The organism is Micromonospora sp. WMMD1082 (genome assembly GCF_029626175.1).
Taxonomy (GTDB): Bacteria; Actinomycetota; Actinomycetes; order Mycobacteriales; family Micromonosporaceae; genus Micromonospora.
On sequence record NZ_JARUBM010000002.1, the window covers coordinates 6,813,116 to 6,827,701 of the forward strand.

The 14,586-nt window shown below is 71.1% G+C and carries 16 protein-coding genes and 1 tRNA gene; 2 read left to right on the forward strand and 15 right to left on the reverse strand.

Going from position 1 to position 14,586, the window contains the following annotated elements; all coding sequences use genetic code 11:
* Window positions 1-54: 54 nt before the first annotated feature.
* The 15 genes from O7615_RS31330 to O7615_RS31400 form a co-directional block, all read right to left on the reverse strand.
* The gene (locus O7615_RS31330; protein ID WP_278181406.1) at window positions 55-1,218 is read right to left on the reverse strand and encodes a mandelate racemase/muconate lactonizing enzyme family protein; all 1,164 of its coding nucleotides are present in this window, start codon (window positions 1,216-1,218) and stop codon (window positions 55-57) included.
* A 10-nt stretch (window positions 1,219-1,228) separates the two neighbouring features.
* Window positions 1,229-2,146 (reverse strand): ABC transporter permease, encoded by a 918-nt coding sequence (locus O7615_RS31335; protein ID WP_278181407.1) that lies wholly within the window; start codon window positions 2,144-2,146, stop codon window positions 1,229-1,231.
* A 1-nt stretch (window position 2,147) separates the two neighbouring features.
* Window positions 2,148-3,344 carry a tartrate dehydrogenase gene (locus tag O7615_RS31340; RefSeq protein ID WP_278181408.1) on the reverse strand — a complete coding sequence of 399 codons (1,197 nt, stop codon included), beginning with the start codon at window positions 3,342-3,344 and terminating at the stop codon, window positions 2,148-2,150.
* Window positions 3,341-3,700: a DUF4286 family protein gene (locus O7615_RS31345; RefSeq protein ID WP_278181409.1), complete on the reverse strand. Its 360-nt coding sequence runs from the start codon at window positions 3,698-3,700 to the stop codon at window positions 3,341-3,343. The genes O7615_RS31340 and O7615_RS31345 overlap by 4 nt, the downstream gene beginning before the upstream one ends.
* 42 nt (window positions 3,701-3,742) lie before the next feature.
* Window positions 3,743-4,780 carry a hypothetical protein gene (locus O7615_RS31350; RefSeq protein WP_278181410.1) on the reverse strand — a complete coding sequence of 346 codons (1,038 nt, stop codon included), beginning with the start codon at window positions 4,778-4,780 and terminating at the stop codon, window positions 3,743-3,745.
* A 26-nt stretch (window positions 4,781-4,806) separates the two neighbouring features.
* On the reverse strand, window positions 4,807-5,718 hold the full coding sequence (locus O7615_RS31355) for an ABC transporter permease (RefSeq protein WP_278181412.1): 912 nt from the start codon (window positions 5,716-5,718) through the stop codon (window positions 4,807-4,809).
* Window positions 5,719-5,774: 56 nt separating this feature from the next.
* The gene (locus O7615_RS31360) at window positions 5,775-7,346 is read right to left on the reverse strand and encodes an ABC transporter substrate-binding protein (RefSeq protein WP_278181413.1); all 1,572 of its coding nucleotides are present in this window, start codon (window positions 7,344-7,346) and stop codon (window positions 5,775-5,777) included.
* A gap of 37 nt (window positions 7,347-7,383) precedes the next feature.
* Entirely contained in the window at window positions 7,384-8,430 is a 1,047-nt protein-coding gene (locus O7615_RS31365) for an oligopeptide/dipeptide ABC transporter ATP-binding protein (RefSeq protein ID WP_278181414.1), read from the reverse strand.
* Window positions 8,420-9,457: an ABC transporter ATP-binding protein gene (locus O7615_RS31370; protein ID WP_278181415.1), complete on the reverse strand. Its 1,038-nt coding sequence runs from the start codon at window positions 9,455-9,457 to the stop codon at window positions 8,420-8,422. Before O7615_RS31370 ends, O7615_RS31365 begins: the two co-directional genes overlap by 11 nt.
* A 249-nt stretch (window positions 9,458-9,706) precedes the next feature.
* Window positions 9,707-10,510 carry an IclR family transcriptional regulator gene (locus O7615_RS31375; RefSeq protein WP_278181416.1) on the reverse strand — a complete coding sequence of 268 codons (804 nt, stop codon included), beginning with the start codon at window positions 10,508-10,510 and terminating at the stop codon, window positions 9,707-9,709.
* A 400-nt stretch (window positions 10,511-10,910) separates the two neighbouring features.
* Window positions 10,911-11,330: a hypothetical protein gene (locus O7615_RS31380; protein WP_278181417.1), complete on the reverse strand. Its 420-nt coding sequence runs from the start codon at window positions 11,328-11,330 to the stop codon at window positions 10,911-10,913.
* Between the two features lie 37 nt (window positions 11,331-11,367).
* Window positions 11,368-11,616: a tyrosine-type recombinase/integrase gene (locus O7615_RS31385; protein ID WP_278181418.1), complete on the reverse strand. Its 249-nt coding sequence runs from the start codon at window positions 11,614-11,616 to the stop codon at window positions 11,368-11,370.
* Entirely contained in the window at window positions 11,613-11,912 is a 300-nt protein-coding gene (locus O7615_RS31390; RefSeq protein WP_278181419.1) for a phage integrase N-terminal SAM-like domain-containing protein, read from the reverse strand. The genes O7615_RS31385 and O7615_RS31390 overlap by 4 nt, the downstream gene beginning before the upstream one ends.
* A gap of 228 nt (window positions 11,913-12,140) precedes the next feature.
* Window positions 12,141-12,214, reverse strand: a tRNA-Pro gene (locus O7615_RS31395).
* Window positions 12,215-12,327: 113 nt separating this feature from the next.
* On the reverse strand, window positions 12,328-13,233 hold the full coding sequence (locus O7615_RS31400) for a LysR family transcriptional regulator (RefSeq protein ID WP_278181420.1): 906 nt from the start codon (window positions 13,231-13,233) through the stop codon (window positions 12,328-12,330).
* 79 nt (window positions 13,234-13,312) lie between these two features.
* On the opposite strand from O7615_RS31400, the gene O7615_RS31405 reads away from it, so the two are divergent.
* Window positions 13,313-14,128, forward strand: coding sequence for an NAD(P)-dependent oxidoreductase (locus O7615_RS31405; protein WP_278181421.1), 816 nt, complete (start codon window positions 13,313-13,315; stop codon window positions 14,126-14,128).
* The gene (locus tag O7615_RS31410; RefSeq protein ID WP_278181422.1) at window positions 14,125-14,562 is read left to right on the forward strand and encodes a RidA family protein; all 438 of its coding nucleotides are present in this window, start codon (window positions 14,125-14,127) and stop codon (window positions 14,560-14,562) included. Before O7615_RS31405 ends, O7615_RS31410 begins: the two co-directional genes overlap by 4 nt.
* Window positions 14,563-14,586 lie beyond the last annotated feature (24 nt).

Here is a 14,586-nt window from a genome sequence, read left to right on the forward strand (position 1 = left end):
GACGGGTGCGCCGGTCCGGCCGGCGGCCGGTCGGGCGAGGCGTGCGGCGCGGGCTCAACGCAGCCGTTCGCGCAGCAGGGCGTGCAGGTCGGCCTTTGTCTCCAGGCCGATCCCCGGGGCGTCGGGCAGCCGGACGTACCCGTCGACCACCTCGATGCCATCGGCGAAGCCGTTGAAGGGCGGGAACAGGTCCGGGTAGCTCTCGTTGCCGCCCAGGCCGAGCCCGGCCGCGATGTTCAGCGACATCTGGTGCCCGCCGTGCGGCAGGAACCGCCGCCGCGACCAGCCCCGCTCGCCCGCCTCGGCCAGGATCCGCCGGTACTCGACCAGCCCGTAGCTGAGCGCGCAGTCGAACTGCAACACGTCGGTGGCCGGCCGCAGCCCGCCGTACCGCAGCAGGTTGCGCGCGTCGGCCAGGGAGAAGAGGTTCTCGCCGGTCGCCAGCGCCCCCGGATAGCGCTCGGCCAGCCGGGCGTTGAGTTCATAGTCCAGCGGGTCGCCGGCCTCCTCGTACCAGGCCAGCCCGTACGGGGCCAGAGCGTCGCCGTAGGCGAGCGCGGTCTCCAGGTCGAACCGGCCGTTGGCGTCGACGGCGAGCCGGTCGCCGGAGCCGACCACCGCCAGCACCGCCTCGATCCGGCGCAGGTCCTCGGTCAGGCTCGCCCCGCCGATCTTCATCTTCACCATGGAGTAGCCGAGGTCCAGATAGCGGCGCATCTCGTCGCGCAGCCCGCCCAGCCCGGCCCCGGGCTGGTAGTAGCCGCCGGCCGCGTAGACGAAGACCGACTCGTCCGCCGTACCGTCGCGGAACCGGTCGGCCAGCAGCGACCAGAGCGGGCGGTCCGCGAGCTTCGCCGCGAGGTCCCACAGCGCCATGTCCAGCACGCCGACCGCGACCGCCCGCTCGCCGTGCCCGCCGGGCTTCTCGTCGCGCATCAGCACCGGCCAGGCGCGCACCGGGTCGAGCCGCCCCGCGTCGTCGAGCAACTCGCCGGGCTCGGCGCCGAGCAGGCGCGGGACGAAACGTTCCCGCAGCAGTCCGCCGACGCCGTACCGGCCGTTGGAGTTGAAGCCGTAGCCGACCAGCGGCGCCCCGTCGCGCTCGACGTCGCAGACGACGGCGACGACCGAGGCGGTCATCGCGGCGAACGAGATGTAGGCGTTGGCGATGCCGGACCGGATCGGCACGGTCGCCTCGCGGACCTCCACGATTCTCATGACGGTCTCCTCACTGGCGGCGCACCCGGGGGTCGATGGCGGCGTACGAGAGGTCGACCAGCAGGTTGACCACGATGACGAGCACCGCCACGACCACCACCGTGGACTGGATCAGCGGCAGGTCCCGCTGCTGGATCGCGCCGATGAACAGGCTGCCGATGCCGGGCCAGCCGAAGACGGTCTCCACCACGACCGCGCCGTTGAGCAGCGACACGGCTTCCGCGCCGGCCACCGTGACGACCGCGATCGCGGAGTTGCGCAGGCCGTGCCGGTAGACGATCGCGGTCTCCGGAAGGCCCTTGGCCCGCGCGGTCACCGGGTACTGCTTGCCCATCTCGTCGATGAGCGCCGAGCGGGCGACCTGGGCCACCCGGCCCATCGGACGCATCATCAGCGTCAACGCCGGCAGCACCAGGTAGGCGGCGCCGCCGTAGCCGGAGGTGGGAAACCAGCGCAGGTGGATCGCGAAGCCCAGGATCAGCATCAGGCCGAGCCAGAAGTCGGCGATGGAGACCCCGGCCAGCGACACGGTGGTGATCCCCCGGTCGAGCGTGGAGCCGGGCCGGCGGGCGGAGAACACCCCGAGCGCGACGGCCAGCGGCAGCGCCACGGCCAGCGTCACGGCGGTGAGCAGCAGGGTGGCGGGCACCCGCTGGAGACTGATCTCCAGCGCCGGGGCGGACTGCCACAGCGAGTCGCCGAAGTCCCCGCGCAGCCAGTCCGCGGCGGTGCGGGCGAAGCGGACGTGGATCGGGTCGTCGAGCCCCAGCCGGGCGCTGAGCGCGGCGACGTCGGCCTCCGACGCCTCCACCGGCAGCATCAGCCGGGCCGGGTTGCCGATGGCGCTGGAGATGCCGAAGACCGCGACCAGCACACCGAACAGCACGAACAGCGAGAAGACCAGCCGCTTGAGCACGTAACGCAGCACGTCAATCCCCCCGGTCCGGGCCGGTCGCGCCGGCCGGCGGCGGCGGACCGGCCAGCGCCGTCGGTGCGGCGGCGGGCGTGGCGAGAGCGGCCACCACCGCCTGGGTCACCTCGCTGGTGGTGGCCACGCCGCCGAGGTCGGGGGTACGCGTCGCCGGGTCGGGGTCGGTCAGCACCCGGCCGAGCGCGGCGCGCACCGCCGCCGCCGGGTCGGGGTGCCCGAGGTGGTCGAGCATCATCGCCCCGGTCCAGATCTGGCCGATCGGGTTGGCGACGCCCTGGCCCGCGATGTCCGGCGCCGAGCCGTGCACCGGCTCGAACATCGACGGGTACTCCCGCTCGGGGTTGATGTTCGCCGCCGGGGCGATGCCGATGCTGCCGGCGACCGCCGCGCCGAGGTCGGAGAGGATGTCGCCGAAGAGGTTGCTCCCGACGATGACGTCGAAGTACGCGGGCCGCTGCACCAGGTACGCCGAGAGCGCGTCGATGTGGTACTCGTCGGTGCGTACGTCCGGGTAGCGTTCGGCCATCCGGGCGAACCGCTCGTCCCAGAACGGCATCGTGTGCACGATCCCGTTCGACTTGGTCGCGGAGGTCACGTGCCGCGACCCGTGCTCCCGGGCCAACTCGAAGGCGTAGCGCAGCACCCGGTCCACGCCACGGGCGGTGAAGATCGACTCCTGCACCGCCAGTTCCTCGTCGGTGCCACCGTGCAGCCTCCCGCCGACCTGGGAATACTCGCCCTCGTTGTTCTCCCGGACGATGACGAAGTCGACGTCGGCGGGGCCCACGCCGGCCAGCGGCGAGACGATCCCGGGCAGGAGCTGGACGGGACGCAGGTTGACGTACTGCCGGAAGTGCCGCCGGATCGGGATGAGCAGGCCCCAGAGCGAGACGTGGTCCGGCACGGTGGGCCAGCCCACGGCGCCGAGGAAGATGGCGTCGAACCCGGCCAGCCGGTCCAGCCCGTCGGCCGGCATCATCGCACCGGTGCGCGCGTAGCGGGCGCAGTTCCAGTCGAACTCGGTCCACTCGAACTCGACCCCGGCGTCGGCACCGGCCGCGTCGAGTACGGTGACGGCCGCCGCCACCACCTCCCCGCCGATGCCGTCGCCCGGGATGACCGCGATGCGGTGGCGGGTGGTGCCCGACGACCCGTTCGGGGCCGGGACCCGCACGTACGGGGTGCGGGCCGTCACAGCTCGCCCGCCGGTCGGCGCCGCGGGACGAACCCGGGGGGCAGGTGCGGGGTGATGTCGCGGTAGACGTTGCGGGTGATCGCGACGTGCTTGCGCACCTCGGCGGTCCACGGCGAGGGTGGCTCGGAGAGCGCCAGGTAGGGCTCGCTCTGGAGTACCTCGGGGCTGGCGAGGTCGTACAGGGCCAGGTACTTGGGCTGGCCGGTCACCGCGACGAAACGGCGCCCGCCCAGGAAGCCCGGCACGCTCAGCCGCTCGGCGAAGTGCTCCTCGGTGTACCAGCGGTTCAGCTTCTCCTCGAAGGCCGGCTCCGGTTCCATCATCACCAGAAGCAGGCCGCTGCCGTACTGACTCATCCTTCTGCTCTCCCTTGCTGCCGGTGGCGGTCGACTGGTCGGTCAGAGTTCCCGGTCGAGGGGGACCAGGAAGCGGCCGTTGTCGATCCGCTTCTCCCCGTCGACGTAGAGCGTCGGTTGCAGCACGACGCCGTCCATGTGCAGGTTGCTGTGCACCGTGCCGCCGACGTCGGAGTTGGTGCCGAGGCCGAAGTGCATCGCCCCGAGGATGTTCTTGTCCTCCCGCTGGCTGCCGACGATCCGGGCCCGCCGGTTCAACCCGACCGAAGCCTCGGTGGGGAACTGGTACGCGTTGTCGTCGCCGTAGTTCTCCAGGTGGTCGCGGAGCCGCTTGGCGTCCGAGCCGCCGGTGACGTCGACGATCCGGCCCTCGCGGACCTTGAGCGTGATCGGATGGTCGATCCGGCCGAGGTGGTGCATGGTCAGGTCGATGACGAAGGTGCCCTCGCCGGTGCCCTCCAGCGGCGGCACGTTGAACTCGCCGGTCGGGAAGAGGCAGGCGTACATCGGGCTGCCCTCGCGCCCCTCCTCGGTGCGCCGGTACGCCTTGAACGGGTCCCAGTCGGCCGGGCGCAGCGGCGGCACGAAGATCCGCCCGGCCACCCCGTACGTCATGTCGGTGCCGAACTCGGAGGTCACCCGGACCTCCTTGGCGTCCTCGCCGAAGACGTTGAGCGCGGTGTAGTGCTTCATCCGCGAGATCTCGTGGTAGTCCTCGGTGGCGGCGCCGTACTGGAACATCTCCAGGGTGACCTTGCCGTCCATGCAGATGGTGGGCACACCCGCCGCCATCGAGGCCATGGAGGCCGGCGAGTGCAGCATGGCGGTGGAGGCGAGCAGGACGTTGACGTCGGCCTTCAGCATGGCGGCGGCGACGGCGGCCGGCGGGTCGTAGTAGTCGGCCGGACGCGGGTCGAACATCGCCAGCGTCGGCTCGGCGCCGATGTCGGCGACGATGGTCAGCGACGCCTGCCAGACCCGGGGGTCCTGGGCGGTGTCGGTCAGCACGAGCACCTGGTCGCCCGCCTTCACGTTGGCGGTGAACGGCCGGCGCAGGTACTTCAGCGTGCCAGTGATCACGATGTCTCCTTGGTGGTGCGAAGGGGTCATTTCTGTGGGCCGGACCGCTCCCGCATCCAGTTGGCGAGGATGTTCAGGCTCAGCGCGGTGAAGAGGATGGCGAGGCCGGGGAACATGATCAGCCACCAGGCGTTACGCAGGTACTCGCGTCCCTCGGAGAGCATCTGCCCCCAGGACGTGTCCGGTGGTTGGATGCCGAGGCCGAGGAAGCTCAGCGACGACTCGGTGAGCAGCACGGTGGCGACTTCGAGGGTGGCGAGGACCAGGATCGGCGAGAGCAGGTTCGGCAGCATGTGCCGGAAGATCACCCGCAGGTCCCGGGCACCGATCGCGTGCGCCGCCTCGACATAGAGCTGCTCGCGCAGCGTCAGCATGAGTCCCCGGGTGAGTCGGGTGTAGACCATCCACCGGATCACCGCCAGGACCAGGATGACGTTGAGGAAGCTGCCGCCCAGGACGTAGAGCACCAGCAGGGCGATGAGCAGCGACGGGATGCTCATCTGCAGGTCGACGAAGCGCATCACCACCTCGTCGGTCCGGCCCCGGTAGTGCCCGGCGACCAGGCCGACCGCGACGCCGACCACGCCGGAGAGCAGGACGCTGGCCAACCCGACCGCCAGGGTCACCCGGGCGCCGAGGATGATCCGGCTCAGCACGTCCCGCCCGAGGGCGTCGGTGCCGAGCAGGTGCGGCAGGCCACCGTCGGCGGCGGCGGTGCCCGGCGGCAGGTTCCGCATCGACAGGTCGATCAGGTGCGGGTCGTGCGGGCTGACCAGCGGGCCGAACACGGCCCCGATCGAGAGCAGGAGCAGGAACAGCGCCGCCGCCGCGGCCAGCTTCTGACCGGCCAGCCGACGCCACGGGGGCACCCGTACGGCAGCCGACAGGTCGGCCGCCGCGGCCACCGGACCGGGCCGGGGGGCATCGAGGGTGGCCATCGTTCTCCTTCCACAGGCGGGGCGGGTGCCCGGACGGTGCCGGGCACCCGACGTCCTCAACTGGTGATGGCCATCTCCTTGAGCAGGATGAATCCGTCCAACCGCGGCTTCCACCGCACGTTGTCCGCGAGCCCGAAGTAGAACGTGGTCTGGCCGACCGGGACGGCGGCGACGTTCTCGTGGACGTTCTTCGCGATCGCGATCAGCGCCTGGTCGCGGGCGTCGCCGGTGAGCTGGCTCGCCTCGTCGTGCTGGCGGTCCAGCGCCCGGTCACAGTAGGTGCCGACCACGCTGTTGCAGCGGTAGTACGAGTTGACGGTCAGGCTGTAGTCCATCAGCTCGTTGCCGTGCGAGTGGATCACGACGTAGCCCCGCTGCGGGTCGATCGGCTTCGGCGCGCGGAGCATCTCCTCGAAGGCCACCTGCTCCTGGAGCTGCGTGTCGACCGTCAACCCGATCTTCTCCAGGTCACCCGCGATCACCTGGACGATCTCGTCGATCCGCTGGATGAACGCGCGGCGGGCCACGATGTGCAGCGGCGCGTCCACGGCCACCCCGTCGGCGCGTGCCTCGTCGATCAGCGCCTGGGCGCGGGTCAGGTCGTACGGGTAGGCCGAGAGTGACTCGTCGAAGCCGATCGCCGAGGGGCCCACCATCTGCCCGCTCGGCGTGCCGCCGCCGAGGATCTGGTTGAGGATCTGGTCCTTGTTGATCGCCAGCGCGACCGCCTCCCGGACCCGCCGGTCGGCGAGGGTGGGGTGCATGGTGTCCGGCCGGGCAAAGATGGTCTCCACGCCGGGGGACGAGACGCACTGCGGCGCGTCCTCGCACTGCTCCTTGGTGAGCCACCGGCCGAAGCCGGCCTCGCCGCTGGTCACCATGCCCGCCCGGACCGCCTGCTCGGCCCGGAAGACGAAGGTGGCCCGCTGGATCGTCACCTCCCCACCCGCGTCGTCGGCGTCGCCACCCCACCAGTCCGGGTTGGCCTCCAGGACGATGCGCTGGCCCTTCACCCACTCCACGAAGCGGTACGGGCCGGTGCCGACCGGCCGCAGCGGGTCCGAGGACGGATCCTCCTGGTACGCCTTCATCGAGGAGATCGGCGACACGAAGATGCGCAGCGGCAGGATCGGATCCGGGTCGGCCGAGCTGATGTCGAGGGTGTACTCGTCCACCGGGGTAAACGTCATGTCCGGGCCGAGGTAGGAGGTCAGGATGGTCGGGTTGTTGCGGTCCCAGACCCGCGCGAGGCTGAACGCGGCGGCCTCGGCGTTGAACGGCGAGCCGTCGTGGAACGTCACGCCCTGCCGCAGCTCGAAGCGCCACCGGTTGGGGTCGGGCTGCGACCAGGAGGTGGCCAGCTCACCGACCAGTTCGTTGGTCTCCGGATTCCGGTTGAGCAGGCTCTCCTCGATGTTGCGCAGGACGGCGTACCCGGCGGTGGTCTTGGCCTGCTCGCTGGCGAGCGAGTCCGGTTCGGTGGGCAGGGCGAGGGTGATCTCGTCGGTGCTGGCGGAGGTGTCGCTGTCCCCGACGCACGCGACGGTGGAGAGCGCCAGCATCACGGCGACGCCGGAGGCGATCGCTCGTCGTGCCCGTCCGTTCGATCGTCTGTTCGTGGTTCTCATATGCTTGCTCCAAGCCTGAAGAGAACGGATAGCGGATTCAGCCAGTGCGTTCCAGCCGGAGACGCTCCGCCGCCTGCTCGGCGGCCTCCGCCGGAAAGTGGCACGCACTGTCGTGGTCGTCGGCAACGGAACCCAGCTCGACCGGTTCCTCCCGGCAGCGGGAGGGGCGCCCCAGGCTCTCGTAGAGCCAGCAGCGCGGATGGAAGTGGCAGCCGGGGGGTGGATGGATCGGCGACGGCAGATCGCCCCGCAGGACGATCCGCTCCCGCCTGCGTTCGAGGTGCGGATCGGGCACCGGGAGCGCGGAGAGCAGGGCCTGGGTGTACGGGTGGCGCGGGCCGCCGTAGATCTTCTCGGCGGTCCCGATCTCGACGATCCGGCCGAGGTACATCACCCCGACCCGGGTCGACAGGTGGCGCACGGCCGAGAGGTCGTGCGCGATGAACAGATAGGTGAGGTGCAGACGTTCCCGCAGGTCCACGAGGAGATTGAGGATCTGCGCCTGGATGCTGACGTCGAGCGCGCTGATCGGCTCGTCGAGCACGATGAACTCCGGGTCCACCGCCAGCGCCCGGGCGATCCCGATGCGCTGGCGCTGGCCGCCGGAGAACTCGTCCGGGTAGCGGTCGGCGAGTACCGGGTCGAGGCCGACCAGCCCGAGCAGTTCCGCCACCCGGTGCGGGCGCTCGGCGCGGGCGACCAACTTGTGCACGATCAGCGGCTCGGCGACGATGTCGCCGACCCGCATCCGCGGGTTCAGCGAGCTGTACGGGTCCTGGAAGACGATCTGGACCTGCCGGCGCAGTTCCCGCAGCCCACGCCGGCCCGCGCCGGCCAGGTCCCGGCCCCGGTACCGCACCGACCCGCCGGAGGGCGGGCGCAGGCCGACCAGGGCGCGACCCAGGGTGCTCTTGCCGCCACCGGACTCGCCGACCAGCCCGAGCGTCTCGCCGGCGCGTACGGTCAGGCTGACGTCGTCGACGGCGCGCAGCAACGCGCCGCGTCCCGACGGTCGGGTCACCGGCAGGTGGACCTGAAGCCGGTCGACCTCGACCAGCGGCTCGGGACTGAGGTCAGGCCGCATCGACCCACCCCCCGGGCTCGGTGCCCCAGCAGCGGGCCACGTGCGCGGCGCCGACGCCGGGGCGCGGGGTGAGCGCGGGCTCGGCGTCCAGGCACGCGTCGCGGCGGTGCGGACAGCGGGGGGCGAACTGGCACCGGTCGCCGACCCCGCTGCCGGTGGGCGGTATCCCCTCGATGGTGCGCAGCCGCTCCCCCCGCGCGTCGGTGAGCCGGGGCAGCGAGTTCAGCAGTCCCGCGGTGTACGGCATCCGCGGGCTGGTGAAGATGTCGTCGACGTGACCGGTCTCGACGATCCGGCCGGCGTACATGACCGAGACCCGGTCGCACATCCCGGCGGCGATCCCGAGATCGTGAGTGATCAGCAGGACGGCCGTGCCCAGCTCGCTCGACAGGGCGCGGATCAGTTCGAGGATCTGCGCCTGGATGGTGACGTCGAGCGCGGTGGTCGGCTCGTCGGCGAGCAGCAGCTTGGGGTTGCAGGCGAGCGCGATGGCGATCACCACGCGCTGGCGCATGCCCCCGGAGAACTGGTGCGGGTAGTCGTCCATCCGTTCACGCGGGCGCGGGATGCCGACCTTGTGCAGCAACTCGGCCGTGCGCTCCCGCGCCTGCGCCCGGGAGGCACCGTCGTTGCGGACGATGCTCTCCATGATCTGGGCGCCGACGGTGTGCAGCGGGTTCAGGCTGGTCATCGGATCCTGGAAGACGAACCCGATCTCCTTGCCCTGGAAACGGCGCATCTCCCGGATCGGAAGCCGGAGCAGGTCCCGGCCCTCGAAGAGCACCTCGCCGCCGACGATCCGTCCCGGCCTGCCCACCAGGCGTGCGACGGAGAGAGCGACGTTGCTCTTCCCGCAGCCGGACTCCCCGACGAGACCGAGCGTCTCCCCACGGGCCAGGTCGAGGCTCACACCGTCCACGGCCCGGACCGTGCGGGACCGCGTGACGTAGTGCGTGGCCAGACCGCGAACGCTCAGCAGGTTCGTCGTCGAGTCGGTCGCTCCGGGACGGGTGGTGGTGGCTTGCATGAATTCACCGCCGCAGGTAGGCGAAATTGTGTAATGGCATTACTGCGAATAGAGCAGGTTTCATCGGGCCGCCGGAGGCGGCCTGTCGTGGAGTGCGCTAATCCGCAGTCCCCGTTCACGCGGTTATGGCGTCGGCCGGCTCGTGACGCGAATGGTCAGCAGCCACGAGAGGGGCGAAAATATGCTCGTACGGCGACACCGGGACACGACCCGGCGACCAGAGCGCTCGTATCGGACTCTTACTGGGCGTTACTGCTGTAGCTGATACGGCTGGTGCAGATAGTCCGGACGACTCCCTCCTATGTCGTGGGTGATGGCGGCCGCGGTCTCGGTGATCAGCCGGGCGAGCTGCGGCTGGTCGTGTTCGCCGATGCGCACCTTCGGCACGGTCAGGATGACCGAGCCGAGCACCCGGCCGCCCTCGGCGAAGACCGGCGCGCTCACCCCGACCGCGTCGGGAATGCGCATCCCGAACGTGATGGCGTAGCCCTGCGCCCGTATCCGGTCGAGCATCGGCTCGAACTCGGCCCGGCGCAGCCAGGGACGGTCCGGACCGGCCGCCGCGTCCGCGAGGCGGATGCCCAGCTCGCGCTGGGCGTCGGGCAGGAAGGCCAGGACGCCGAGCCCGCTCGCGCCAAGATAGATCTTGGTCCACTGGTCCATCTCGACGACATAGCGCAGCGGCCGGTTCGACGAGACGGTCTCCACCCGGAACAGCTCCTGCCGGCTCGGGTCGAAGAGGCCGAGGAAGACGCTCTCGTTGCACTGGTCCGCCAGCGTGCGCATGTGCACGCGGGCCGCGGCGCGCACGTCGAGCTTCTGCGAGGCGAGGACTCCGAGCCGCATCAGCTCCAGCCCGGGCGCGAAGCCGCTGGTGCGCGGGTCACGCCGCACGAGCCGTTCCTCGGCCAGCGAGGCAAGCAGCCGTGAGACGGTGCTCGGCTGCATGCCGAGGGCGGTCGCGATCTCCCGGACACCGACGAACGGTGCCGGCTGCTCGGCCATCCACCGCAGAACGTGGATGGCGCGACCAAGGGGATCTCGTGCCCTCATTGCTGTTCCCTTCTATGCAACAGGTGTTTCATTCAAGGAACATGAGGGAAAGTTAACACGCTGTTTCGCGGCGAAGTCAAGACCACCTACGTATCGAATACCGGTCGCCCCAGAAATCGACCCACCCTCACACCTGCACAAACATCGATGGAACCTCGGGGCACGGCAAACGTTCCTGTTACCTACTACGCAACAGCCGGGATGCTATGCGCAACGCCGCCTGCTTCCACTGTAGATTGGATGAAACTGTTTCCACGGGCCGCCGACATGCTCTGGCGTACCCGACCGTACGGCGGTCGATCCGTCCGCGCGGCGGTACATGCCGCGCGCGGGCGGTCTCCCACCGAAGTCAAGGTGTCGACCACGCGCCCGACCGGATCCCGGTGGCTATCCGCGGCGGTCACGGTCGTGGCCGGTCGCTGCTGGCGGACTGTCGACCGAACCGGCGGGCGCTGGCAGCAGCAGCCGCGTCCGGGCCGGCTGCTGTCTCGTCTGCTCGGGCGGGAGGTTGTCGGCGGCGGCGTAGGCGGGCGGGCAGGCCGGCCACGCCATCGGGCAGCGCCCACACGGCGGCCCCGAGGATCAGGGCGAGCAGCAGCGGTGCGTGGCCGGGCGCCGTGGCGGCGACCACGGCGCCCACGACAAGCACGAGGGCCACACCGAGGCCGGCGGCGGGCAGGAAGCGGGCGCCGCCGATGGCGACGGCGAGTACGACCACCACGGCGGTGCCGAGCCCGACATCGCCGGGTATGACCCCTCGGTGGGTGTGGATCCACAGCGCGCCGCTGATACCCGCAACCGCGCCCGCCGCGATATGCACGATCCGCTGGTAGGCGAGCCGCGCCAGCCGACCCCGCCTATACGCGCTCGCCGATACCCAGTCGCGCCTGCGTTTCCTGTGCTCGCTCGGCTGCGGCGCTGGCGCCGTAATGGCGGGGCGCGTCCTCTGAGGTCCATCCGAGCAGGAGCATCAGGTCACCGGTGTCGCCGCCGGCGCGTTTCCACTCGTGGGCGAAGCTGTGCCGCCACCGGTGCGCGTGCACGTCCGTCACCCCGGCCGCGGCACCCAACCGTTTGAGCAGGATCTTGATCCCGTTCGCAGTCAACGGGGCGGCGCCACGCTTCGCCAGCCACAGGTGCGGCAGCGCAGCGCCCCTGTGCTTGTTCCGGGCCCGCAGGCGTCGAGAAGCTTGCTGGTGTCCTCGTCGCGCATGACCGGGATCAGCTTGCGGGGTGTCTTCGGCTGCCGCACCCGCTCCATCGGCGATCGGTCGATGGCCTCCTCGTCGAAGAGCAGCCACTTGAAGAACTGCTGCAGTCCCTTGTGCTTGTTCACCGCCGTCGACGCGGACCTGGTCTCGATCATCCAACCCTGGAACGCCTCCACATGCGCCCGCGTCACCGCACACAGATCCTCCGCCGCGTCCCCGGCGTCCGGATCCGGCGACTGCTCGCCCAGATAGCGGCCAAGCTGCGCGGCGGCGAGGAGTGAGTTTCTGAAGATCCAGTAGTGGCATGACAACCTGCCCGAGTCAAGGAGTCCAACAGCGGCGTGCTAGACCAGGCATCCATGCCGAGCAATGAAAAGAGGGTTCCCGCAAGTCTCTGACCTGCGGAAACCCTCTCGCTGTCGGGACGGCCGGATTCGAACCGACGACCCCTTGACCCCCAGTCAAGTGCGCTACCAAGCTGCGCCACGTCCCGATGCCCTCGCGCGGTACCCCCCGCGACAGCCGGTACAGCTTAGCGCAGCATCTCCTTCCGTCGCACCGACCCCTCCTCGGCGAGGAGAGTCCTTGACCCGGCCCTGGTGGTGATCATCCGTCCCGGGTGAATGCCCGCGCGGTCTGGTCGAGGTGGGCGAGGAACCGGCCGGCCGCCGGGGGGCGTGTTCGCCCGGCGACGGTGGCGGCGAAGACCCGCCGGATGGATTCGTCGTCGGGGTGCAGGCGGAGCAGGGTGATGTCCGCCGGTGTTCCCCGTACGGCCAGGGCGGGGACGAGGGCGACGCCGAGGCCGGCGGCGACGCAGCCGAGTTTGCCGGTCCACTCGGCGGCGACGATGTCGATTTTCGGTGCGAAACCGGCGGGCAGGCTGGCGCGCAGCAGGGTCTCCTCGGCGGTGGCCGAGCCCACGATGAACGGGTCGTCCGCCAGGTCCGCCAACCGCACCGTGCGCCGGCGGGCGAGCCGGTGGTCGGACGGTACCGCCACGAGCAGCCGTTCGTCGATGAGATGGTGCAGGTCGAAGCGGGACGGGTCGATCGGTACGGCCGGTGACTCGCTCACCACGGCGACGTCGGCATCGCCGGCGACCAGCCGTTCCAGCAGCGCCGGCGTGCGTCCCTCCACCAGCGACAGCGCCACGTCGGGGTGCGCGGTGCGAAACGAGGCGAGTGCCCGTGGTACGAGTGCCGCGACGGCGGTCGGGAACGCGCCGACGCGCAGTCGGCCGCTGCCGAGGCCGTGTAGATCGTCGAGGTCTCGTCGGGCGGTCGCGAGCCGGTCGAGGAGCGCCTCCGCGTGTGGTAGCAGGGTGCGCCCCTCCTCGGTGAGCGCCACGCCCCGCGGCAGCCGGTCGAAGACCCGCGCTCCGATCTCTGCCTCCAGCGCCGCGATCTGCCTCGACACGGCCGACTGGGTGAAGCGCAGCTGGCGGGCGGCGGCGGTGATCGAGCCGTATCGCGCGACGGTCCGGAACACCTCCAGGAGGTGGGTCTCCACGCTGCCATGTTAGCCACACATGGCAGGGATGCTGGACATTCGCTGGCCGCCTGGGATGGCGCGCTCTAGCGTTGCCGCCATGACGGACATCGCGATCTTGGGCACCGGGTGGATGGGTGCCGCGGTCACCCGCCGCCTGCTGGCTGGCGGGCACCGGGTCACCGTGTGGAACCGCAGCCCGGCCAGGGCGTACGCCCTGACCGCGGCCGGGGCCGACGTCGCCGCGACGCCAACGGACGCGGTCGCCACGGCCGGGGTGGTGATCACGTTGCTGACGGACGCCGCGGCAGTCGAGGCCGCACTCTTCGGTTCCCGCCACACCGTGGCCGCCCTCCGGCCGGACACCGTCGTGGTGCAGATGTCCACGATCGGCCCGGACGAGGTGCGCGGCATCGCCGGCCGCCTGCCCGCCTCGGTGCCGTTGCTGGACGCCCCGGTCGGCGGCAGCGTCGACGCCGCCGAGGCGGGCCGGCTGGCGATCTTCGCCGGTGGGCCGGATGCCGTCGTGGATCTCGCCGAGCCCGTACTGCGGGAGTTGGGGACGATCCGCCGCTGCGGTCCCGTCGGCGCCGGAGCCGCCCTGAAGCTCGTGGTCAACACCGCGTTGATCACCGCGCTCGGTGCGCTGCACGACACGCTCGCGGTCGCCGACGGGGTCGGCGTCGACCGGGCGGTGGCGCTCGATGCACTCGCCGCCGGGCCGTTGGGCGGCGCGGTACGGCGGGTGACCGCGACCGGCGCGTCGTTCGCGATCGCCCACGCCGCCAAGGACGCCCGGCTGGCGCTACGTGAGACACCGGCAGCCCCGGTGGCCTCCGCCGCGCTGCGACTGCTCACCAGGGCCACCGACCAGAACGCGGACGTGGCCTCCCTGATCGAGGTGGAGAACCGATGAAGGTAACGCTGGACAACCCGCCGACCGTCGCCGCGCCGTTCGGCGACCGCTTCGCCCACGTGGCCCGCCTGGACCTCGACGGCGGTGCGTTGCTCATGCTCGCCGGGCAGGTCGCCGTCGACGACGACGGCGAGATCGTCGCACCGGGCGACGCCGCCGGGCAGGCGACCCGGATTTTCGAGATCATCCGCCAGGTGCTCGACGCGCACGGCGCAACCTTCGCCGACATCCTGCACATCCGCACTTTCATGACCGACCTGGGCGACCTGCCCGCCTACGGCGCGGTCCGCCGCGCGCTGTTCCCCGCCGCCCCGGCCGGCAACCCGCCGGCGAGCACGACCGTCGAGGTCAGTCGGCTCTTCCTGCCCGGAGCGGTCCTGGAGGTGGAGGTCACCGCGGCAGTGAGCAGGCGCACCACCCCTAAAGCTTCCTAGGAGGATGGGTCACCGCGTCACGGG

What these genes read in the sequence shown, in the direction of transcription:
- O7615_RS31375 (WP_278181416.1), bottom strand. Translation starts at nt 10,510, where the DNA reads ATGAGGGCACGAGATCCCCTTGGTCGCGCCATCCACGTTCTGCGGTGG.
- O7615_RS31355 (WP_278181412.1), bottom strand. Translation starts at nt 5,718, where the DNA reads ATGGCCACCCTCGATGCCCCCCGGCCCGGTCCGGTGGCCGCGGCGGCC.
- O7615_RS31410 (WP_278181422.1), top strand. Translation starts at nt 14,125, where the DNA reads ATGAAGGTAACGCTGGACAACCCGCCGACCGTCGCCGCGCCGTTCGGC.
- O7615_RS31345 (WP_278181409.1), bottom strand. Translation starts at nt 3,700, where the DNA reads ATGAGTCAGTACGGCAGCGGCCTGCTTCTGGTGATGATGGAACCGGAG.
- O7615_RS31365 (WP_278181414.1), bottom strand. Translation starts at nt 8,430, where the DNA reads ATGCGGCCTGACCTCAGTCCCGAGCCGCTGGTCGAGGTCGACCGGCTT.
- O7615_RS31330 (WP_278181406.1), bottom strand. Translation starts at nt 1,218, where the DNA reads ATGAGAATCGTGGAGGTCCGCGAGGCGACCGTGCCGATCCGGTCCGGC.
- O7615_RS31405 (WP_278181421.1), top strand. Translation starts at nt 13,313, where the DNA reads ATGACGGACATCGCGATCTTGGGCACCGGGTGGATGGGTGCCGCGGTC.
- O7615_RS31360 (WP_278181413.1), bottom strand. Translation starts at nt 7,346, where the DNA reads ATGAGAACCACGAACAGACGATCGAACGGACGGGCACGACGAGCGATC.
- O7615_RS31370 (WP_278181415.1), bottom strand. Translation starts at nt 9,457, where the DNA reads ATGCAAGCCACCACCACCCGTCCCGGAGCGACCGACTCGACGACGAAC.